Below are 20,376 nucleotides of genomic sequence, written 5' to 3' on the forward strand. Positions count from 1 at the left end.
GATGCCAGATGGTTTGCCTGCTCCCTTTATCAAGGAGGCACCATGCTAAATAGAAGGATTGAGGAACATATTCAGACATTGGCGGAGATTACATCCACTCCGGGAAAAGGGGTAACAAGAGTTGTTTACACTCAAGAAGATGTCCGAGCCAAGGACTATTTAAATAAGCAAATGAAAGAACTCTCGCTTGTTGTCGAAGAGGACCAGATTGGAAATATTTTTGGCACATGGAAGGGGGAGAACCCGGACCTGCCGCAATTATGGACAGGATCTCATATTGATGCCCCGACAAACGGAGGAAAATTTGACGGGGTTGTCGGTGTAATCGGAGCGCTTGAAGCCATTCGGTCCCTTAAGGAAAGCGGCTATATGCCAAAAAGGGATATCGTCATGGTCATCTTTGCAACGGAAGAGCCTACCCGCTTCGGAGTGGGATGTATTGGAAGCCGAGGGCTTACCGGCATGATTGGCGATCAGGAATTGGATTCCTGGAAGGATGATGACGGAAGTTCGCTAAGGGAGGTACTTCTTCATGCCGGCCGGAACCCGGAAAAAGTTTTAACAGAACAACTGGAACCGGAACGAATCTCAGCCTTTATCGAGCTGCATATTGAACAAGGGCCGGTACTGGAAAATGAGCAGCTGGCGATTGGTATCGTTGATAGTATTGCGGCACCAACCGAAATTCGGTTATCCATTTATGGTGAGCAGCGGCATGCCGGCAGCACCCCAATGACTGTGCGGAAGGACCCTGTTCCGGCTGCTTCAGAAATCGTTCTTGCGGTTGAAGCGATTGTCAAAAACGTCAGTTCCGCCAGTGTTGGAACAGTTGGAAAAATTGATATTACTCCAGGTGCAAGCAATGTCATAGCTGAAAAGGTCGATTTAACTATTGATATCCGTGATGTCCGGAAAGATACAAAAGACAGAATTGTATCAAAGCTGAAAGAATCAGTGGAAGGGATAACAAAAAACAGGGGATTATTTTACAAGTGGGAGATGAAGGTGGATGATGTTCCCGCTCAAATGAACAGCGAAAATGTGTCGGTCCTGGAAGAGATTGTAAAGGAATCCGGAATGCCCTATAAAATCATGCCAAGCGGCGCTTACCATGATGCGTTAATTATGTCTCAAAAGGTGCCTGCCAACATGATTTTCATTCCAAGCAAGAAGGGGATTAGTCACGCGCCCGATGAATTCACCTCTACTGAAGAAATTGCAAAAGGTGTTGAGGTTTTGGCCAAGGCGCTGAAAAGATTATCGAAGTAAGGTTCATTACTTGAAGGGAGGAATAGTGATATGAAAACCCTCATTAAAAATGGAAAAATCATCACCTCTACAGATCTGTATGAGGCAGATATTTTAATAGAAAATGAGAAAATCGCACTAATAGGTTCGAATATAAAGGGTGATGCCGATACAAAAATCATCGATGCAAAAGGGAAATATGTGTTTCCCGGAATGATAGACCAGCATACCCATGTGGAAAGCCCGTTTGGCGGGACAATCACTGCCCCATGGAGGACAGAAAGTATCGCTGCCGCCGTGGGAGGGACAACGACCATCGTCGACTTTGCCTTGCAGACAAAGGGAAAATCGCTGATGGACGGGATCAACGTCTGGAAGGCGAGAGCGAACGGTCAATCGGCAATCGATTACGGTTTTCATATCGGGGTGACGGATTTACGGGCGGAAGTGATTGAGGAGATTCCCAAGATTGTCGAAGAAGGAATCCCGACCCTAAAGGTATTTATGGCCTACAAAAGTGATCTGATGGTTGATGACCAAACGCTTTACCAAACACTGGAGGCAGCAAAGGATGTCGGAGCATTGGTGCTCGTTCATGCTGAAAACGGGGCCGTGATCGACCTGCTGCAACAAAAATGCCTGGAAAAGGGACAGACAGAACCCTATTATCATGCTGTCAGCAGACCGATTGAAGTGGAAACAGAAGCAACGGGCCGGGCCATATCCATTGCCGAGATCGTCGGTGCACCACTGTTTGTAGTACACGTCAGCGGTGAAGAGCCTGCGCAAAAAATCAGAGAGGCAAAAGCAAAGGGGCTGCCGATTTATGGAGAAACATGCCCGCACTATTTATTTTTAACTATAGATGAATTAAGGAAACAAGATTTTGAAGGGGCAAAATATGTCTGCTCACCTCCGCTAAGAGAGAAAAAACATCATCAGGCATTATGGAATGCATTAAGTGACGGCACTTTGCAAACGATTGGGTCGGACCATTGTGCGTTTAATTTCAGGGGCCAAAAAGAGTTGGGAAAGGATGACTTTACAAAGATCCCCAATGGCGGAAATGGCATTGAACACCGTTTTACCCTCCTTTATACTCATGCGGTGAGAACAGGCACGCTTTCATTAAATAAATTGGTGGATTTGCTCTCCACCACTCCGGCGAAGGTACATGGCCTGTTCCCGAAAAAAGGAACCATCGCCGTTGGCAGCGATGCCGATTTAGTGCTGTTCGATCCCAATGGCAAGAAAACCATCTCGGTTGAAACATCCCATCAAGGGATCGACTACGACATGTTTGAAGGCTTTGAAACGGATGGCCTTGTATCCGATGTATTCCTGAGAGGAAAACAAATCGTCCAAGGGGCCAAATATGTCGGCGAACTCGGCGACGGAAATTTCCAGAAGAGAAACCCGTATGGGTTATGCTATGAAAGCATGCAGCAAACAAAAAAATCGCTCCAAAACGTCTGAGACGCAGCGGAGTAATATGCAGGTGCCTGACACCGTGGGACATGTCCTATCCAGTGGTGTCAGGCACCTTTCTTCAGCCTCGCCACTTAAGTGGTCTCATCAAACAGACTTATTTATTCCAAATTACATTTTCCTGTTTTTTTTCGTTTACAACGAGCTGGAATATATCTGGTCTTGAGTAATGTCCGACTACATCAAAATCAAACTGCGCTTTAGCAATCCTGTCCAAATGAATGTCTGCATAAAGAATCTTTTCCTCTCCCAAAACAGGCTCAACAATAAATTCGCCTAGTGGATCGACAATACAGCTTCCCCCTCGAGTAAGCTCTTCGGGCAAGTTCTCAAATTCTTTTCGTGAAGAAATTTCTCCTGGATACATTTCTTTTGTAGAATACTGATTGCATGACAAGACAAAGCATCTTCCTTCCACCGCAATATGCCTCATCGTAGAGAACCAAGTATCTCTTCCGTCTGCAGTTGGTGCAATGTAGATCTGAACTCCTTTATCGTACATCGCTGCCCGGGCAAGCGGCATATAATTTTCCCAGCAGATTAGCGAACCAATTCTTCCGTACGGTGTATCAAAAACAGGCAGTGTGCTCCCATCGCCTTCTCCCCAAATAAGCCGCTCCGATCCGGTAGGCTTTAACTTCCGATGCTTTCCCAATAGCTCTCCATCGGGACCGAAAAATAATGCTGTACAATAGAGCGTTCCTTGGCTGGATTCACTATCTTTTTCAATCACCCCTATGACAACATAAGCATTCGCCTTCCTTGCTGCCTTGCCGATTTCGGCTGTTTCCTGTCCCGGTACCATAATGGAATTATCCCAATATCGAAAGAAATCGTTCCTCCCTTCATCCGACCGTGAACCAACCACCGTTCCAAAGGACATCCCTCTTGGGTACGCTGGTATGAATGCTTCCGGAAACACAATGATTTTTGCATTTTCTTGGCTTGCTTCCTCAATCAAGCGAACTGTCTTCTTTATTCCTTTTTCCTTGTCCATTACTTCTGATCCAGCCTGAACGACCGCTACTTTAAACTGATTGATTTTCTCCAACATAATCATCCTTTCATTTTGACTCATCAGGGAAGAAAGTGCCTGGCACTACCCGAAGTTTGTCGAAAGTCATCGACATTTTACGGGGAATGACAGGCACTTATTTTGATTTTTTCAACTTTCCCGAACTTCCCCTTATTCCGTATATTGGTTTCTCGCTAGTTCAGTAAGTCCCAGTTTATCCAGATAATTGATTGGGGCAAGGAAGGTAATCGTAACGACCCCAGGGTGGCGGCCAATTTCAATCGAACCGGTTATCGTTGCACGGTTCATCACCTCAGGAACAGTTATTTCAAATAAATCTGCTGCCCGCTTTAGCCCAATTTCTGTTGCCTCATTTAGATTTGCACCCGTGCCGATGATTGAGATTGGAAGTGATTCTTCCAATTCCTCCACGCCCCATTGTTTTGCTACAATCAACGCCCTTTCTTTTTCGGCATCTGTAAATGGCTTTGCCAAGTATGGCAAATCCTCCTCTACCGGTAAAAGTATTGGCCCTTCAAGTTTTAAGCCTTTTATCACATGTGTCTGAAGAGAAACAATACCGGCAACATCTGCAGTATGCCCAGCAATCTCACCATTTCCCTGCATGGCATGCATATCTCCTAAATAAATGCCGCCACCAGGAACTTTTACCGGACATATAAGAATAGCCCCCTCACGGACCCTGTTAATATCCATATGGCCATCCGTTCGCTCTTCCAATTGTTCCTTAGAAAGTCCGTATTCATGTGGAGCATTGATTAAAAATTGCCCAAAATCGCCAGCGTTATGGGAGTCAGGAAACGATCTGGAGGGAGTGGTTCCGAGCTGCCCCAGAAATGGCCTAAGTCTTGCAACGGTTCCAACCAAATCATGTGGTGCAAACGTCACAATTGGGTTTTGAACAGAGTTCTCAGGAGTTGACATGTATTTTTTTCCATCTGCTGCGACCTTTTCAGCAGCTTGTTTATTTAATGTAACCCCTACTTTTCGATCAGAATCGAACGCGATTGTATAGCCGTTTGTAAAAACAAATGGAGTGACATCTGCACCGCACTGTTTACATCGGATTGCTTCTGGCCCCGTTCCTTCAATGATTGTTTCAGGATGCATTTCTCCACATTCGGGACATTTGACCGCAACAAACGGGTCACCTATGAATCTTCCTTCAACAGGTGCATCATTTCCGGAAGAAGTAACGATTGACGTGACTTGAATACTGTTAATCTTGATTGCGATTGCATCACCAACTTCTGCCCCTTCAACATACACAGGTTTGGTCACTTCATGGCCACCGCGAAGGCAAGGTGTTATCATCGGTCCCCAACAACCTGGCGCCGTATTGGCAATAATGTGACCCCCATCTTTAACAGGACCAAGCATCTCCTGGGCAGGATCCAAAATTCCGTTAGTAAATTCGTTTACAAATACTGTTTGTTTTGCTACCATCACAATCCCTCCAAAGAATTAAATTATGTAACCCCTTTTATTATAAATCATGAAAGTGCTTATTTTTTGGAAAATACAAAATTTTTACAAATTATTATTCTTCTAAAAAAATGAAAAGGTTTACCGCAATTTTGTTGGGAAAATATCAAAAAATTACGGGGAATGATAGGCACTTATTTAATAACCTCGCTTGATTTAAAGAGACAAATGAGTTAATGTAATTTTCAGAAAATATGATAGGAAGGTGATAACTTTGGCTGGAAGAAGGACTGAAAGTATAAAAGTTGCAGCCGTACAATTGCAACCAGTAATTGGGGATGTAACAGCGAATTTAGGAGCATGTGAAAAACTAGCAAATGAGGCAGCGGAAAAAGGGGCAAAGTGGATTTTACTTCCTGAGTTCTTCTCAAGCGGGATGGCATTTGACGAACGAATTGCAAATACGGTACTTCCCCCTGATGGTGCCGCTATGAAACTGATGACAAATTTGGCAACACGGCATAACGCGGTGGTCGGAGGGTCTTTCCTTTGCCGTGACAAGGATCGACTTGTCCGCAACGCATTTTTTCTAGTTTCCCCGGAAGGAATTTTGGGCAGGCATGACAAAGATTTGCCTACTATGTGGGAAAATTGCTTTTATGTCGAGGGTGCAGATGATGGAATTATAAATGCAGGCGACATGGCAGTTGGTTCTGCACTGTGCTGGGAATTTATGAGGACCCAAACAGTACGCAGGCTTCGCGAAAAAGTAGACGTGGTCGTAGGCGGAAGCTGCTGGTGGAGTGTCCCTTCATGGTCACCGAAATCATTAACCAATAAATGGGAGATAGAAAATTCACAGACAGCGATGGAATCTGTCCGGTCATTTTCAACATTTGTTGGCGCTCCGGTCATCCATGCTTCTCATTGTGGAAATATAGAGTGTGCCATGCCATGGATGCCTCTAAAATACAGAGGCTACTATGAGGCGGGTGCCATGATCGTAAATGCTGAAGGGGAAGTGTTGGCAATCCGTGACCGGCTAGAGGGACCCGGCATAGTTGTGGGTGACGTGGTACCCGGTAAGGTGACACCTAAACAGGAAGTACCCGATTCTTTTTGGCTCCACAAGAGAGGACCATTACCTGCGTTTGCCTGGAGCTATCAAAAGATTCACGGGAAGCGCTGGTATTCGAAACACATGGGCACGTCCGGTAAGACCGCTTCCGACGGAAACCAATAGTACAGGTGCCTGACCCACCCGAAGTTTATCAATAAATCATAGACAAATTACGTGTAGTGACAGGCACTTATTTTCACCAGATTATGAATTTTTTACTTTATCCGATCAGCCCACGCTGTCACCTTTTCTCGAAGCTGCTGATTTTGTTGTTGGAATTGCTTTATGCGGTGTCCGTTTGCCCCGGACGGATGTGGAAAACCGGTTAGATAGTAGTGATTTGGCAGCTTCTGTTTCTCAGAGAGTCTGGAGATTGTTTGTTCTACTGTTTTTCCAAGCGGTATTACCAGTGCATGTGGAGCAATTTGTGCCAATTCCTTTGGAAACTCCCTGTAGGCATAATGCTGTAATAAAGGTGAACGATCTATAGCTGGATGATGTCCGGTATAGTTTTTCCCCTTTAAAAAAACTGGATATTTAATAATGGAAGTCGTATGGAGGAGATGTCTGCCTTTACCGAACAAATAGGAGGAGTTCGGGATATTTAAGATTTTGTGGATGTTACATTGATTAAGCATACTAATGAGGTTTGTTCTCATTGATCCTGCAAATCCAGCGGACCTCTTTGTTTCGATTAGACACGGTTCCAGATTTTCAACAGATTCATTGCTTTTTATAAATTGCTCAAAAGCGGTTTTCATTTGACTCCACCCTGGGGTAATTCCAACAATAACAATTTTCGCCTCCTTGTTGATGTATTCGTTATGAGGTGCATAGTATATTTCCATATCCCCGTCCTTCCCCATCAAAAACCGATTAGTTAATAAATCTTCTTTTGTGAGTGGTCTATTAGCATCTAATGTTTGAATTGCTGGCAGAAATTGCTGTAGTAATGGATATAACATGTCGACCCTCCTCGTTTACATTTATTAAATCATTTTGAGAGAACAAAGGCTAACTTTTCACAAAGAAAGCTGTAAGGCAAGTAATATTGATTTCTCGGGACCTAATTTCCAATTTAGAGATGTTAATAATAACGATTTGCATCTAGAAGGAGATGATGTTCCTGATACTTTTGGAGCAGGTCTGAAAGGGGGAGTAACTCTGGCGGAAAATTAAATAAGTGCCTGCCACAACCCGGTTCTCCCTCGAAAAGATTCGCGTGGTGACTGGCACTCTTTTTGGGGATTTATTAGTTTGCTAGTTTTAAAGTGAGCAAAAGGCACAACTAGAAATCTAACTAGTTGTGCCTTTTTGCGCGGGTAACGTCCGAATGTCTGCTGAATAGAACCGTCCCCGTGCTCTCACTTCATTAATAAATATCTTGAATAACCTTCTCCAGAAATTTGTGTAAAAGAACTAATTAAAAATTAAAAAGTTTAAAATTGAGATAACAATGAAACAAACTGCATCGTCAAACGACTTGTTATTAGAGACAGGGGGAGAGAACAATGGGAGGTAGATTTGACTTCGGTGACATATATGAACAGTATCATCGTGATGTATATCATTTCGCACTTTATTTTACGAACAACCGCCAGGAAGCGGAGGACATAACCCAAGAAACCTTTATTAAAGCAATGCACAAGTATGACTCTCTTAAAGAGCCGGAAAAGTTAAAACCATGGATTTTGTCGATTGCCAAGTTCACTGCAATTGACCTGAAGCGTAGACAGAAGTTTATCACTCTTTTTCCTGACTGGCTGTCTGACAAAGCGGACGAAGATGGAAAGACAGTTGAGGAACAAGTGATAGATAAAGGGAACTGGCAAGACCTCCAGGCAGCCCTGCTAAAGCTGAAACCACATTACCGATCAGTTATCATCCTTCGGGGGCTTAAGGAACTAACTGTTCAGGAAACAGCCTTCGCATTGGAATGCGGGGAGCGGAAAGTGAGAGTGGACTATCACAGGGCACTAAACCAGTTAAAGAAACATGTAAAGTCTGTTAATGAAGGGTGGGAATTGACCGATGGCCAATTATAGAAAGGAACCGCTTGAACATAGAATGTTGGAACCATTGAAAAACCGTCCAGACCTGGAACCAGATGCACAATTCGTCATTAGAATGCGAGCAAAACTCGCTTCAGATAAGAAGCAGCCTTCACGGTATACAAAAAAAAATCCAGTATTAGGATATGTGCTTGCATCTACATTTGCAATAGCACTGTTTTCACTGATTGCTACTCCATATCTGCTGCCATCTGTTAGTGTTCCAGAGAATGTAGAAAACGTTCATGGCATGGATTTTGAAGAGACTATCGCAGGAAATGATGCTTACAGGGAATTCTATGAAAATATCAGTAAGACGCTCGGTACACCGGAACCTGCTAAGATTGTGATTTATTATTTTGAATCTTTAAGACAGAAAGATGCCGATAGCCTAAAAAAATATTTATTAGAGGGTGACTTACAGACAGCACAGGAATTGATCCTTCGCTATGAAGGGATGGACCATTCATCTATAGCGTTTGAAAATATGGTGCCAGGCAAGGCTAAGCAGAGTTATGAAATTTACTTCTCTTATATGGACTTGGCAGTAGAAGAGAGGAAAAGCGGTAGAATCCTACTCGAAACAATGGATGAGAAAATTGTCTATGTATCTGACCCCCCTGAGGAAGAAAAACGAGCAAAGCCAACCAATTTTGAACTGACCAAGGAAGAAAGTGATGCTTATGGATGGTTCACTCTTGACCATAACCGTCAATATCTGAAAGAACTTTCACCAATCAGTATCGCAAAGCTTTATGTCCAGGCTCAATTAGATAAGGATTATAGCACACAATATGCCCTCTATACTTCCAGAGAAGACCATCGTTTGTGGACATTGGAGGAGGGGCTTGATCAGTCGGAAAAGGAAGACCTTTCAAGGGAAGAGATTCTTGATTCATTGGGCTGGATCACAAGTGGTAAGTTCATCAAAGAGGATGAAATATCCGGCCATATAGAATACACGGATGAGAATGGAAACTTGAAAGGCTTCAGTATGGTTATGGATGAAGATGGCATTTGGAAGGTTGCTTTCCTTCCTGTTCAGTAGTCATTCAGTCTCTGTGAACAGGTATGAGCCATTGTTGGAGAAACCATGCGTATATTCAGGTAACAATAAAGTTAGTTGTTAAAGATGGTAAAAATCAATACACCTTATTCGATGACTATGTCCAAGGATTAGTTTAGTTATATATAGTATATGAAAAGGAAAACCAGAATGCTGTTGTGTTTCAGCAAAAAGGTACCAATTTGAAATTGTCTGTGTTCAGAGGTAAAGACGGTTACTTTGAAAAGGAAGTAGTATATAATTCAGAAATGATGCTTCACCGTTCAACCATTAAGTAAAATTTGCTATTGCATTAACAGGTGCGTTGGTCCAGGAAGGATTTACCACCTTTTTTTATTGAACAAACTTGGCAGCTCGGCTTAATAATAAGCTAATTAAAGTTCCCTTTTCATTAGAAAAGGGAGCCCTTTTTTTAAGCGTACTGCCTTACAATTAGATCGGAAGAAATCGGTTTAAGTTCCAATTCCCGTGACCAAATTGATAATTGTCCAATGTGATGAACCTCATGAGTGATGAGGTGACGGATTACCTTCCCATATGTAAATGAGTAAGATGTACCGCCCTTACCATTTATATGTATTTTTTTGTTTTCATAGTCATTAGGCAAATTACGAAGGAATGTTTCTGTTATTGTTTTTGTAAATATAGAGTACCTTATAACCTCGTCCAAATTAGAAATGGAGTTCTTTTCAGGATAGTCATGAGGTTCTTCAAGCGTGTAATTAATCCATAAAAGTTCACAGTCGATAACATGGATAAGGTTTTTTAAGATACTTCCCATACCGCCAATTCTTTCAGCCTGTAACTCTTCTAAGGATAAAGACTTACACCAATTAAACCAGTCCTCTCTTACCTGCCAATTATATAAAAACATATCTAACAAAACTATCCCCTCCTAAAAGATTTATTAATTATTTTAACAATAAACTTTATTCATTTGGTACAATTTGTTAAAAGGTGCTTTATTTTTTGGAAGAAAAAAGGGGTTTCTATAATGAGTTATAAAATCGCATTTTTTGATGTTGATGGAACTATTACAAATCATGAAGATGGCAGCATACCATACTCGACTATTGAAGCTATAAAAGCCTTGAAAAACAAAGGAATCAAGGTTGTTGCTGCAACAGGAAGACCATTATCCATGTGTAATGCCTTTGACGGGAGCCGCTTATTTCAGTGGGGAACGGAAACATGCCAGCAAGTCATGACGTTTTTGTAGAAGGATTACTCAGCATGTATAGCAAACTGAATAAGGTCACCATTGTTTAAATCGAATAAGAATCGTAGATGGGGGAATGATAAGTATGCTTTTGTTAGGTATTAATATAGATCATTATTGAGGTGTTCATCATGCCGGTAATGGCTGGAGTCGGGAGCGGGCTATTCTATACTATTAAAGGTGAGGGAACACCCCTCATTTTTGTTCACCCCCCGTTACTAACCAGTGCCAATTTCACCTACCAACTCGAAGGCTTGTCATTACAATACAAGGTAATTACTTTTGATATAAGAGGACATGGACGGAGTGGTTTTTCAAAAGAGCCTATCACTTATCGGATGATTGCCAACGATATCGCGAAGCTCATGGACCATCTTAGTATTGGAAAGGCGGTAATCTGCGGATATTCGACGGGTGGTTCGGTAGTGTTGGAATTTTTGCTGTCTCATAAAAATCGGGCTCTAGGCGGGGTGATTATCAGTGGAATGTCCGAGGTTCGTGATTTTTATAATGAAAAAAGGATTGCTATCGCTAGGCTGCTGTCTAAAGCTAAAGCGAAACATCTGCTAGGATTGGCCATATCATGGGGGAATTCAAATACATTTAAAACATTTACTAAGATGTTTCGAGATGCCGTTAAGGGAGATGCACGAAATATTTCCCAGTATTATCATTATAGTTTGCAATATAATTGTACGGACGCCAATTACATACTATTAGCATGCCGGTTTACCTGATTTATGGGAGGAAGGATAAAGCCTTCCATTTTTATGCACAGCTTCTCCACGAAAAGCTGCCGCGAAATGAATTAATATTTTTGGATGAAAAGCACCAAATTCCAACCAAATCACCAGAGGAATTAAATCAGCTTATTCACCAATTTGTAATGGGGATTCAGGAACACGAGTAGAAAGGGATCACTTCCGACGGTTCGGGGTGATCCCTGTTATGTTTTCAGGTTCGAGATATAAAATACCAAGTACTGTTGCAATCCAAAATGGATTGCTGATTTTTGAAAAAAAAGTCCTTTCCCAATTCTTAAGGACTCATAAAAATTAACACCTTATTACTCAGAAACAACCACTGATTAGAAAGCTAGATTATTATTTCTATTCCATGCTTCGCGGCAATCGTAATCAATTTTTCTACTTATTCAACGTTTGGAGGACCATCAGGGATTGGCGGTAGTTGTTCAGGAACGGGAACACTCAATTCCCTTACAAACTTGTCGAATCCAGCCGGATAAGTGGAAACTAATACTTTGGCCTCTTCAGTCTTTAATGCATAAGTATGTTGAATCCCGCGCGGTGCATAGACATAGGTTCCAGGTGTGGCGTGAATGACCTGGTCCTCAATAAAATACGATACTTCTTCTTCTAGTACATAGAAGGTCTCATCTTCTTGAGAATGTATGTGGGGCGGCGGCTCCAGCCCTTTTCGAAGAAAAATGTATAGAATATCTATATCTTTACCGGAAAAACTGGTAGCTTCGTGTATAAACCAGGTTCATATTGCTAAAATTACTAAATGCTGAAATTTTACAAGAAATAAGTGGTAATTGTGCAAATGAATCAAGGCAACATCCAAATTGGTGGGTATCAATTATTCTGTAGAGTGGCTGGAGCCGGAAACGAAACAGTAGTGTTAATGCATGGGATCCCAACTAATTCCTTTATTTGGATGCCAATTATTCAACAGTTAGCTACTCAGTGTAGAGTGATTGCTCCCGATCTTTTAGGCTACGGACTTTCACACCGTGTTCCACGTGCGGAATATGAAAAACTCTCTTTGCCTCATCAAGCTGAATATATGATAGGACTGCTTGATTATTTTGGAATACAAAAAGCCCATTTTGTGGGCCATGACCTTGGGGGAGGAATCGCTCAAATCTTAGCTGTCAAATATCCAGAACGGGTGGCCAGCTTTGTTGTAACGGATGGAGTTACTTTTAGCAATTGGCCACTTGGAAAAGTGATGGCTCTCCGTTACCCTACAGCACCTGAGTTCGAACCTTCTCCAACTTCCATCGAAAGATTTTTAAGGACAGGTACTTACCATCAAGAACTGATAACCCCGGAACTCATTTCGGCTTTGGTTGCTCCGTATAATCATTCTGGTGGAGCGGAAGAGTTACAAACAGCTTCGTTTGCTCTAGAACATCACCAAACACAAGATATCGTTCCCGAACTGCCTAATATAAAAGTAAAAGCGTCATTCATATGGGGACATCATGATCCCTTCTTACCGGCTTATTGGGGCTACAGGTTAAATGAAACAGTTCCAAATTCCACATTCACCATTATTCCTCAAGCCGGACATTTCTGTATGATCGATAATCCTCTCCTCGTTACAGAAGAATTATACAAACATTTGAATGCAAGTGCATCAATAAATCAAAAAATTACAACAAATAGAGTGTAGGGGTTATGGATTAGCATTAATAGTGGAACCTTACCATAAGTAAATGAGGTTTTTTAGGGCTGGGACATAACTAGCTTCTATAAATGAAAAACGTGAGATCGCGGATAAAAAAAAGCCTGTGAAATTTACCCATCGTAAAATTTCACAGGCTCTTTTGGTTCTAGAGGGGGTTTTGTCCCAGCCGCTTCATTTGTCCTATTTTACACTTGCTCAGTCGTAATCCCTAAGGATTCATATAATCCAACTCTACCTGTATTTGTAACCTTTATAGCCCTCTCGGGGAGCTTTTCAATCCAACGTAGATCTAACAACCGCATTAGCACAGCATTTCCTAAAGACCCTGCAAGGTGGTAGCGCCTCTCACTCCAATCAAGACACTTTCGGGCAAAATATCGGCGTTTATTTCTTAAAGCAGCAAGGTCAATATCAAAATCATGAAAGAATTTCTCTCCTGTATCCGTTACATGAAAATCAACCCTGAAGAATTTATGAAATACATAAGGTCAATTAGTATATACGATTTAGAAAATGCAGTAATCGACCTTTCTGACGTAGGATATGTAAGAACACTTGGGGATATGTTTTTCGTATCGATTATCACGAATCTGTTTTTAGAGTTTTTTGAATTTTTCAATACCCGCAATCGGGTCCGTTTGCCTAAACATCTTTGGAAGGAATTATTCAATGTGAGGAAAACTAAGGTAAAAACTAAGCATTCTTAATAATATGAACAATGACATGAATGTAGGCTTTTTTTCATACTATAAACAATGACATGAATGTAGGCTTTTTTTCATACTATATTTGGGGGTAGAAAAATGCCAAGAGTAAATTACCGAAGTTCAGATGTTGCCTTAATGGCAAGGATGATGAGAGCAGAAGCCGAAGGAGAAGGAAAACAGGGAATGTTATATGTTGGAAATGTAATTGTGAATCGAGTTGTAGCAGAATGTTTAGACTTTAAAGGTTTAAGAACCGTTAAGCAAGTTATTTTTCAAGTGCAAGGAGGAAATTTTTCCTTTGAAGCAGTTCAAAAAGGGAATGTATTTTATCAAAGAGCAAGAACTTCTGAAAGAAGATTGGCAAAAAAAAATTTGGATTATTGGAGAGAACACCCAGCAAAATATGCTCTTTGGTATTTTAATCCTCATGCTCCATGCCCTCCAACATGGTATGGTCAACCTCATTCTGGTCAATTTAAAGAACATTGTTTTTATGAACCAAAACCTGGAACATGTGATGATGTTTATAGAGGTTAAGCTTACTCTTTGAGTAAGCTTTAGTCTGTCGACAAATCCGAAAAATCTCGGTTGCTTCGGCCCGTCTTTTTTGATTGTAAAATTAGTTGCTGATATTTTATGACGAAAAAAGGTGCCTGGCACCTTTTTTTTTCACGACTTAGAAACAGAAACCCATTTTAAAATAAGTGCTCTAATTCCAAGTCCAATAAGAATGTAATATAAGAAGGAATACATGTAATTCCATTTAATATAACAAACAAGGTTAATCCAATTGCATAAGGGTTCCCCGATAAAAGCATATACAAAAGCCATGACAATTTGGGCTGAAATAAATGATTTCCATGTTCGGTTATATTGGAAAAGCAACATATAGGCAACAGGTACCAACGAAACATCAAACGGAAATGCACTTGGAATTACGGGCAGAAATTCAATAGGATATTCCCAAAATGAAAATTGCAACCCTATTGTGTCCAATAAAATTGTGATCACCATGACAATAACTCCAAACAGTATGGATTCTACTAGCCATTCTCGTTTCTTTGTGTATATCCACAAAATCCAAGGTGAAATGAAGAAGGACAACAACAGCCACCATTCCCATGTCAAAAATTCATACTCCAACCAACCCGTCGCATCCATCTCAAATAATTTGTCTTCCAACAATCGGACTTTCTCAACATTTTCATGGCGAGTGCTTACTATAATCACCTCAATAGAGAATATTAATATTACTAAATTATTTTAGCCTTTTGGGGATAATGTATTCCTTAAGTGGGACTTTGCTATTTTCTCACGGATCTGGCGACCCATTACAACTTTTTTCTTATGCCGCTAAATTTTTTTCAAGATACGTATAAACAGGTTAGCATTTGGACATTTTAAAAGAGAAAAAAGGAAGGGGCTTTTCTATTGGTATGGATTTTTGGACTATACTTATTAAATACTGGTTTTATGATCATTATGGCTATTCGTGAGGTTCGGCGACCAGCAGTGGCGTTAAATTGGATAGTCATTAGTTTAATATTCCCTGTGATTGGTTTTGGGCTCTATCTGATTACATCTAATCCCATACGTATGAATGGTGGTCAAAAGCCGGCCTCTACTTCTAACAAATCAGAAAAATTGCCTGATTCGTATAGCCACTCAGCAAAAGTAATCGCACAAGCATTGAACCACATGAGCGTGGGAGGATTAAGGTCTGGTCAAATACAAGTGCTAATAAATGGAATGAAAACGTATGAAAGACTTATGGAATCTATAAAGAACGCCAAAAAAACGATTGACCTGGAATATTACATATATAAAGCCGACCAAATTGGAAGGCGTATGACGGACCTGCTGATCGAACGATCAATGGACGGTGTGCACATCCGCTTTATTAGGGACGGTTGGGGGAGCCGGAAATTATCCAGAACTGAGATTTCCCGGATGATGGATGCGGGGATCGAGTTCAGGACCATTTTTCCTTTACGTCCCCCTTGGATATTTTCAGCCCTGAATAATCGAGATCATTGCAAGATCGCCCTAATCGACGGTAGGGAAGCTTTTACCGGCGGGATTAATATTGGGGATGAATATGCGGGATTAAAGCCAAATGCAGGGTTCTGGCGTGATACTCATGTAAGAATAGCTGGTGAAGCATCATCTGATTTGAAAAATATCTTCGAACACCATTGGAATATCGCTTCGCCAGAACAAATAAAGTCAGTATTCAGAATCAAAACAAAGCCAGGAAAAGATGGTTCCCCAATCCCTGCTACAACCAGCTTACCAAAACCATTTACCATGATGGCAGAATGGAGCAACGAGTTGGCAACTATTCAAGAAGCACACGCGCATAAAGATCCGGGCAGTGAGAAAATGAACCAAGCCTATGTACAAACAGTTGAAGGTAATCCTGGGATTCCTACGCCTTTTATTAGGGAAGCCTACTTTATTGGAATAACACAAGCCACAAAAACCATTGATATCACTACACCCTACTTTGTGCCAGATCAAGATATCATTATGGGACTAAAGACGGCAGTGGCACGTGAAGTACGTGTAAGATTGCTGGTTCCCCGGGAAGTCGATCAAAAAATCGTAGACCGTGCAAGCTTTACTTATTATGGGGAGTTGTTGGAAGCGGGGGTTCATATCTACTTATATAACAAAGGAATGCTCCACGCGAAGACAATGGTTATCGATGGGGAAATTGCGGAAGTAGGAGCAGCAAACTACGATATGAGAAGTTTTCGCTTAAATTACGAAGTGAGTGAATTTTTTTACAGTAAAGACGTGGCAAAAGAACTTACACAGCAATTTGAACAGGATTTAAATGATTCTGTCCCTTTGAAAATGGAGGATATAAAGCAGCGCTATCCTTCACAGCGTTTAATGCAGCGGGGTGCCCGTCTCCTTTTTCCGTTGCTATAGCCATCAACATCTGAAGAAGGTTTTCTACTATAAAACACTTTCAAAAAAGCCCTCAGGTAATCTAAAACTGAGGGCCTATTTGAACAATTATGTTTAAAACGAGCCATTCTTTAACTCTGGTAAATACGGTGGTGTTGGTACATTAATGGTTGATGCCGTTATCTCAAGGATCTTTCCAATTTGAATATCGTAGGGTGAAATGAATGCGTTGGCTTTCTGTAGATGTTCAACGGATATGCCATATTGATTAGCCAGCGATTGTAAAGTATCTTCTTCAGTTACGGTATGCTGGGTACGCAACTTTTCGATTTTACATGCTGATTGCTTAAATGTTGGCTGTTTGGATAGTGGGTCGGTAAAATCCGCTGTTAACTCATTTGCAGCTTCCCGTCTTTCCCAACTGCCAAAATGAAATGGAACAAATACTAGTCCTTTTTGTACCACCTTTCCAATTCTTGCAGGAACCTCAATCCATCCACGTGGGGACGAGATACGGATTAGTTCTCCAGGAAGAAGAGAAAGTAACTCTGCATCTGCCTCATTGATTTCCACATATCCCCGGGGAGCAGCTACATGCAAAAAAGGTGATCGAGCCGTCTTTGTCCTGGTATGCCAATGCCAAACAAGTCGTCCTGTTGTCAGCCACATTGGATACTCTTTTGTCGGCTGTTCAGCAGGTGGCAAATAGGTGATTGGATAAAGGATTGCCCGGCCATTTGGATTTTTCCTTTCATATTCTTGTTTTGTTAAAGGCCGTCCTGTCAATTGATGTTTCGTAAAACTCTGGGTATATTCTGTTTCTGTAGGAAATTTAAAATCAGAATATAGTCTGGTTGTACCTTCAGGATGCTCTTCATTTACAGGCCAGCGAAGGCCATTATACTTTTCTAACTTTTCGTAAGTTATCCCGGTCATATCACAAGGACGGCCACGAGAGACATTTTTCCACTCTTCAAAGCATTCTTCTGTTGTAGTGTAATCAATTAACGGATTTCCATCACGATCCTTTAAACCCATCCGTTTTGCAAAATCTAACAAAATTTCAAAATCAGTTCTTACTCCTTCCGGTGGGTTGACGGCTTTTCTTAATAAATTTATCGTTCGCTCTGTATTCTCCATCACTCCCTCTTTTTCCCCCCACAAAGCAGTTGGCAGAACAACATCTGCAACCGTGGCCGTCTCTGTTAAAAAAGGATCCTGAACTACAACGAATGTTTTTTCAAATGCTGCTTTGGCCCGCCGTCTATTCGGAAGAGAAACCATGGGATTGGTGCCGATATTCCAAAAGAAGCCGATTTGGCCCATTTCCATCATATCAATTTGTTCCTCAATACCCTTTTCCGGTCCCACCGGAAGTTTCGCTTCCTCTACATTCCATAGCCTTGCCATCTCTTGTATATGTGACGGATTGGCCGAATTCCGCTGTGCTGGAAAAGTTCCCACCCCGCCTGCTGTCCGGTTGGCGGATGAGCTTGGCTGTCCTGCCATATGGAGTGGTCCGCAGCCTGGCTTGCCAATTAACCCTCTAATCAAATGCAAATTATTGATGGCGACACATGCTGTTGTCGCATCAGCGCTTTGATAGATTCCTTGCAGAGTGGTGGTGATAAGTGATGGTGTTTTCCCTAGCTGTGCTGCCACAAGCAGGAGTAGGTCGATAGGTACCCCCGTTACTTCAGAAGTTTTCTCCGGGGTCGAATTTTTTACGGATTCCTCCATTTCTTGAAACCCAATTGTATGATTATCAATAAAGTTTTGATCAATCCAGCCATTTGTTAAAATCAGATGAAGAATTCCGTTTAAAAGAGCCACATTTGTTCCAGGATAAAGCTGAAGATGGATGTCCGCGGCCTTTGCTGTCAGTGTCCTTCTAGGATCAACAGTGATAATGAACGGTTTTCCTGTTCTCTTCTTACGGTCCATTATCCGTTCAAACAGCACTGTACCCGTTTCAGCTACATTGTGTCCAAACAACAAGAGCGTATCAGTTTCGTCTACATCATCATAGGAAGTTGGGCTGCCATCTGCACCAAATGATTGTAGTAAGCAAAATTCGGTGGTAGCTGTACAAAGCCGGGTATTGGCATCTAGCAAATGAGTTTGCAAGCCGGCCCTGCCGATCTTTGCAATTGTATAGTAATCCTCTAAGAAACCTTGTCCGGTTGAATAGATGGCTATGCTATTTGACCCTTTCTGTTTTAGAGAATCGGTCGCTTTTTTTACTATTAAATTCATCGCCTCATCCCATGTTGCAGGAACTAACTTTCCGGAAGAATCACGGATCATGGGAGTTAACAGACGATCGGGGCTATTATTGGCATACCACTGATTTTCCCCTTTTGGGCCAAGTCTGCCTCTGTTAATGGGATGGGCACTGTTTCCCTTGATTCCAACTATCTTCTCATCTTTCACAGCTATATAGCAGCCGCAGCCGATTGAGCATATATTACAGGTACTGTACACCCACTTATCAATATCTCCCTGGCTGTACACATTTATATCGGTTCTTTCAGTTTCCCAGGACATTGAACTTCCTCCTTGGATATTAGTTGTGAGAAAAAAGATTTTACTGCTAGCGAAGGGCAGATATGTAAAAAGAAGGGATGATATACTTCGTTTGCTCAGCCCCATAAATCCTTTCCAATTCGGCAGCTGAGTGTTCAAGGTTGGTCTTAATTTCCTGGAACAAAGGCTCCAAATTATTCACTGATTCCAGGTATGGAAGACTCATCCATTCAACCGCTCTTTTCCATGCTCGAAATGTAGGATTGGCTATTTCATTATCATGATAAATAATTGTCAGAAATTCTGTGATGTTCTTTAGTTCGGCCCTATCATTTGGAAGCTCTTGCATTAGCTTTTTAATCATTTCCAGTTGCTCTCTCAATATAGTTTGAAGTAAAATCGCAATCGGGTGATCAGAATTTTTTATTTCCTTTATTGCTTTTTCAGTTTGATTTTGAAGATCTGAGTATAACTCTTTTAGTTGTAACAATAAATTTCCTCTCTTTCAAAAATAATTAAAACGCTTGCGCGCAGCGCTCTTATTCCTTACTAAATTTCCCAATCATTTCACGAATATACTTTAGATGGAACTACTTTCCATTTAAAGTTAGAAGTTGGGTGAGTTTTTTAAAACAATCGAATTAGCATTACTCTTACAGAACAGTTTGGACGAGACTTAATGATTCTTAGATTATTGGAGGAGATTACCCAGGTATTGCCTTCCACACTCTATCGACTTTTGCCTCGAGCCTTGATACATAGAAAAACACCGTTTGCGGAACAAACGGTGTTTAATTTTATTCATCTTTATTATCTGGGTCATTTACATCTTTAGGATCTTCAATTGGTTCTTCTTTATCAGTGTTTACATTATTTTCATCAATATTATCTGGATCTGCTGCGTCTTGAGGATCTTCAATTGGTTCTTCTGTCCCTGGATTTACATCCACTTCAGGTGGAGGTGGATTATTATCCTCATCTCTATTATTACACCCCAATAACAGGAAGATAGAAAGAAAAACTGTTGGTAATAGTCTTAACCACTTAAGATTCATTTTTACCGCCCTTTCCATTGTGATTTTCTCGTTTATTCTTTGTTTATTCTAACTGGTAGTATTCAAAAAATTTTTTACCTATA

18 protein-coding genes and 2 pseudogenes are annotated in these 20,376 nt (G+C 41.3%); 11 read left to right on the forward strand and 9 right to left on the reverse strand.

The genetic code is table 11. The annotated features are described in order from the left end of the window. Positions 1-42 precede the first annotated feature (42 nt). The gene (locus tag ACZ43M_RS03780; protein ID WP_464506125.1) at positions 43-1,269 is read left to right on the forward strand and encodes a M20 family metallo-hydrolase; all 1,227 of its coding nucleotides are present in this window, start codon (positions 43-45) and stop codon (positions 1,267-1,269) included. Between the two features lie 30 nt (positions 1,270-1,299). After that, positions 1,300-2,724 carry a dihydropyrimidinase gene (hydA, locus tag ACZ43M_RS03785; protein WP_464506126.1) on the forward strand — a complete coding sequence of 475 codons (1,425 nt, stop codon included), beginning with the start codon at positions 1,300-1,302 and terminating at the stop codon, positions 2,722-2,724. Between the two features lie 109 nt (positions 2,725-2,833). Here hydA and ACZ43M_RS03790 read toward each other — a convergent pair whose 3' ends face one another. Both ACZ43M_RS03790 and ACZ43M_RS03795 read right to left on the reverse strand, forming a co-directional pair. Next, positions 2,834-3,790 (reverse strand): carbon-nitrogen hydrolase family protein, encoded by a 957-nt coding sequence (locus ACZ43M_RS03790; RefSeq protein WP_464506127.1) that lies wholly within the window; start codon positions 3,788-3,790, stop codon positions 2,834-2,836. A 132-nt stretch (positions 3,791-3,922) separates the two neighbouring features. Next, a complete protein-coding gene (locus tag ACZ43M_RS03795; protein ID WP_464506128.1) occupies positions 3,923-5,218 on the reverse strand; it encodes an acetamidase/formamidase family protein in 1,296 nt (431 codons plus the stop codon). Positions 5,219-5,471: 253 nt separating this feature from the next. On the opposite strand from ACZ43M_RS03795, the gene ACZ43M_RS03800 reads away from it, so the two are divergent. Beyond that, on the forward strand, positions 5,472-6,440 hold the full coding sequence (locus ACZ43M_RS03800) for a carbon-nitrogen hydrolase family protein (RefSeq protein WP_464506129.1): 969 nt from the start codon (positions 5,472-5,474) through the stop codon (positions 6,438-6,440). 92 nt (positions 6,441-6,532) lie between these two features. Here the strand turns inward: ACZ43M_RS03800 and ACZ43M_RS03805 are convergent, their stop codons facing one another. Continuing rightward, a complete protein-coding gene (locus tag ACZ43M_RS03805) occupies positions 6,533-7,282 on the reverse strand; it encodes a hypothetical protein (RefSeq protein ID WP_464506130.1) in 750 nt (249 codons plus the stop codon). A gap of 34 nt (positions 7,283-7,316) precedes the next feature. Here ACZ43M_RS03805 and ACZ43M_RS03810 point away from each other — a divergent pair, with 34 nt between their 5' ends. The 3 genes from ACZ43M_RS03810 to ACZ43M_RS03820 all read left to right on the forward strand — a co-directional run bounded on the left by ACZ43M_RS03810 (position 7,317) and on the right by ACZ43M_RS03820 (position 9,416). Continuing rightward, complete coding sequence (locus ACZ43M_RS03810; protein WP_464506131.1) at positions 7,317-7,496, forward strand: DUF4839 domain-containing protein; 180 nt, start codon at positions 7,317-7,319, stop codon at positions 7,494-7,496. 332 nt (positions 7,497-7,828) lie between these two features. Next, positions 7,829-8,362 carry an RNA polymerase sigma factor gene (locus ACZ43M_RS03815; protein WP_464506132.1) on the forward strand — a complete coding sequence of 178 codons (534 nt, stop codon included), beginning with the start codon at positions 7,829-7,831 and terminating at the stop codon, positions 8,360-8,362. Then, complete coding sequence (locus tag ACZ43M_RS03820) at positions 8,349-9,416, forward strand: hypothetical protein (protein ID WP_464506133.1); 1,068 nt, start codon at positions 8,349-8,351, stop codon at positions 9,414-9,416. Before ACZ43M_RS03815 ends, ACZ43M_RS03820 begins: the two co-directional genes overlap by 14 nt. Positions 9,417-9,846: 430 nt before the next feature. Here ACZ43M_RS03820 and ACZ43M_RS03825 read toward each other — a convergent pair whose 3' ends face one another. Beyond that, positions 9,847-10,308, reverse strand: a complete 462-nt coding sequence (locus ACZ43M_RS03825) for a DinB family protein (protein WP_464507940.1) — start codon at positions 10,306-10,308, stop codon at positions 9,847-9,849. Positions 10,309-10,428: 120 nt separating this feature from the next. Between ACZ43M_RS03825 and ACZ43M_RS03830 the strand changes: the two are divergent. Both ACZ43M_RS03830 and ACZ43M_RS03835 read left to right on the forward strand, forming a co-directional pair. Further along, positions 10,429-10,584: pseudogene (locus tag ACZ43M_RS03830) on the forward strand (HAD hydrolase family protein); the annotation flags it as partial. 200 nt (positions 10,585-10,784) lie between these two features. After that, positions 10,785-11,563 (forward strand): annotated as a pseudogene (locus tag ACZ43M_RS03835) (alpha/beta fold hydrolase). A gap of 239 nt (positions 11,564-11,802) precedes the next feature. Here ACZ43M_RS03835 and ACZ43M_RS03840 read toward each other — a convergent pair. Then, a complete protein-coding gene (locus tag ACZ43M_RS03840; protein WP_464507941.1) occupies positions 11,803-12,150 on the reverse strand; it encodes a cupin domain-containing protein in 348 nt (115 codons plus the stop codon). 69 nt (positions 12,151-12,219) lie between these two features. On the opposite strand from ACZ43M_RS03840, the gene ACZ43M_RS03845 reads away from it, so the two are divergent. Together ACZ43M_RS03845 and ACZ43M_RS03850 are read left to right on the forward strand one after the other, a co-directional pair. After that, complete coding sequence (locus ACZ43M_RS03845) at positions 12,220-13,074, forward strand: alpha/beta fold hydrolase (protein ID WP_464506134.1); 855 nt, start codon at positions 12,220-12,222, stop codon at positions 13,072-13,074. An 818-nt stretch (positions 13,075-13,892) separates the two neighbouring features. Next, positions 13,893-14,333 (forward strand): cell wall hydrolase, encoded by a 441-nt coding sequence (locus ACZ43M_RS03850; protein WP_464506135.1) that lies wholly within the window; start codon positions 13,893-13,895, stop codon positions 14,331-14,333. Between the two features lie 132 nt (positions 14,334-14,465). Here ACZ43M_RS03850 and ACZ43M_RS03855 read toward each other — a convergent pair whose 3' ends face one another. Next, positions 14,466-14,924, reverse strand: coding sequence for a CBO0543 family protein (locus tag ACZ43M_RS03855; protein ID WP_235372160.1), 459 nt, complete (start codon positions 14,922-14,924; stop codon positions 14,466-14,468). A 303-nt stretch (positions 14,925-15,227) separates the two neighbouring features. On the opposite strand from ACZ43M_RS03855, the gene ACZ43M_RS03860 reads away from it, so the two are divergent. Beyond that, entirely contained in the window at positions 15,228-16,733 is a 1,506-nt protein-coding gene (locus ACZ43M_RS03860) for a phospholipase D-like domain-containing protein (protein ID WP_464506136.1), read from the forward strand. Between the two features lie 93 nt (positions 16,734-16,826). Here ACZ43M_RS03860 and ACZ43M_RS03865 read toward each other — a convergent pair whose 3' ends face one another. The 3 genes from ACZ43M_RS03865 to ACZ43M_RS03875 all read right to left on the reverse strand — a co-directional run bounded on the left by ACZ43M_RS03865 (position 16,827) and on the right by ACZ43M_RS03875 (position 20,311). Continuing rightward, entirely contained in the window at positions 16,827-19,259 is a 2,433-nt protein-coding gene (locus tag ACZ43M_RS03865; RefSeq protein ID WP_464506137.1) for a molybdopterin-dependent oxidoreductase, read from the reverse strand. Between the two features lie 46 nt (positions 19,260-19,305). Further along, on the reverse strand, positions 19,306-19,728 hold the full coding sequence (locus ACZ43M_RS03870; RefSeq protein WP_464506138.1) for a hypothetical protein: 423 nt from the start codon (positions 19,726-19,728) through the stop codon (positions 19,306-19,308). A 307-nt stretch (positions 19,729-20,035) separates the two neighbouring features. Then, positions 20,036-20,311: a hypothetical protein gene (locus tag ACZ43M_RS03875; protein WP_251473389.1), complete on the reverse strand. Its 276-nt coding sequence runs from the start codon at positions 20,309-20,311 to the stop codon at positions 20,036-20,038. Positions 20,312-20,376: the final 65 nt, after the last annotated feature.

The organism is Neobacillus sp. B24, from assembly GCF_055381825.1.

Excerpts from the sequence above, each read along its gene's own strand:
- ACZ43M_RS03875 (WP_251473389.1), bottom strand. The coding sequence starts at position 20,311 with ATGGAAAGGGCGGTAAAAATGAATCTTAAGTGGTTAAGACTATTACCA.
- ACZ43M_RS03805 (WP_464506130.1), bottom strand. The coding sequence starts at position 7,282 with ATGTTATATCCATTACTACAGCAATTTCTGCCAGCAATTCAAACATTA.
- ACZ43M_RS03850 (WP_464506135.1), top strand. The coding sequence starts at position 13,893 with ATGCCAAGAGTAAATTACCGAAGTTCAGATGTTGCCTTAATGGCAAGG.
- ACZ43M_RS03795 (WP_464506128.1), bottom strand. The coding sequence starts at position 5,218 with ATGGTAGCAAAACAAACAGTATTTGTAAACGAATTTACTAACGGAATT.
- ACZ43M_RS03825 (WP_464507940.1), bottom strand. The coding sequence starts at position 10,308 with ATGTTTTTATATAATTGGCAGGTAAGAGAGGACTGGTTTAATTGGTGT.
- ACZ43M_RS03865 (WP_464506137.1), bottom strand. The coding sequence starts at position 19,259 with ATGTCCTGGGAAACTGAAAGAACCGATATAAATGTGTACAGCCAGGGA.
- ACZ43M_RS03790 (WP_464506127.1), bottom strand. The coding sequence starts at position 3,790 with ATGTTGGAGAAAATCAATCAGTTTAAAGTAGCGGTCGTTCAGGCTGGA.
- hydA (WP_464506126.1), top strand. The coding sequence starts at position 1,300 with ATGAAAACCCTCATTAAAAATGGAAAAATCATCACCTCTACAGATCTG.
- ACZ43M_RS03820 (WP_464506133.1), top strand. The coding sequence starts at position 8,349 with ATGGCCAATTATAGAAAGGAACCGCTTGAACATAGAATGTTGGAACCA.
- ACZ43M_RS03845 (WP_464506134.1), top strand. The coding sequence starts at position 12,220 with ATGAATCAAGGCAACATCCAAATTGGTGGGTATCAATTATTCTGTAGA.
- ACZ43M_RS03780 (WP_464506125.1), top strand. The coding sequence starts at position 43 with ATGCTAAATAGAAGGATTGAGGAACATATTCAGACATTGGCGGAGATT.
- ACZ43M_RS03815 (WP_464506132.1), top strand. The coding sequence starts at position 7,829 with ATGGGAGGTAGATTTGACTTCGGTGACATATATGAACAGTATCATCGT.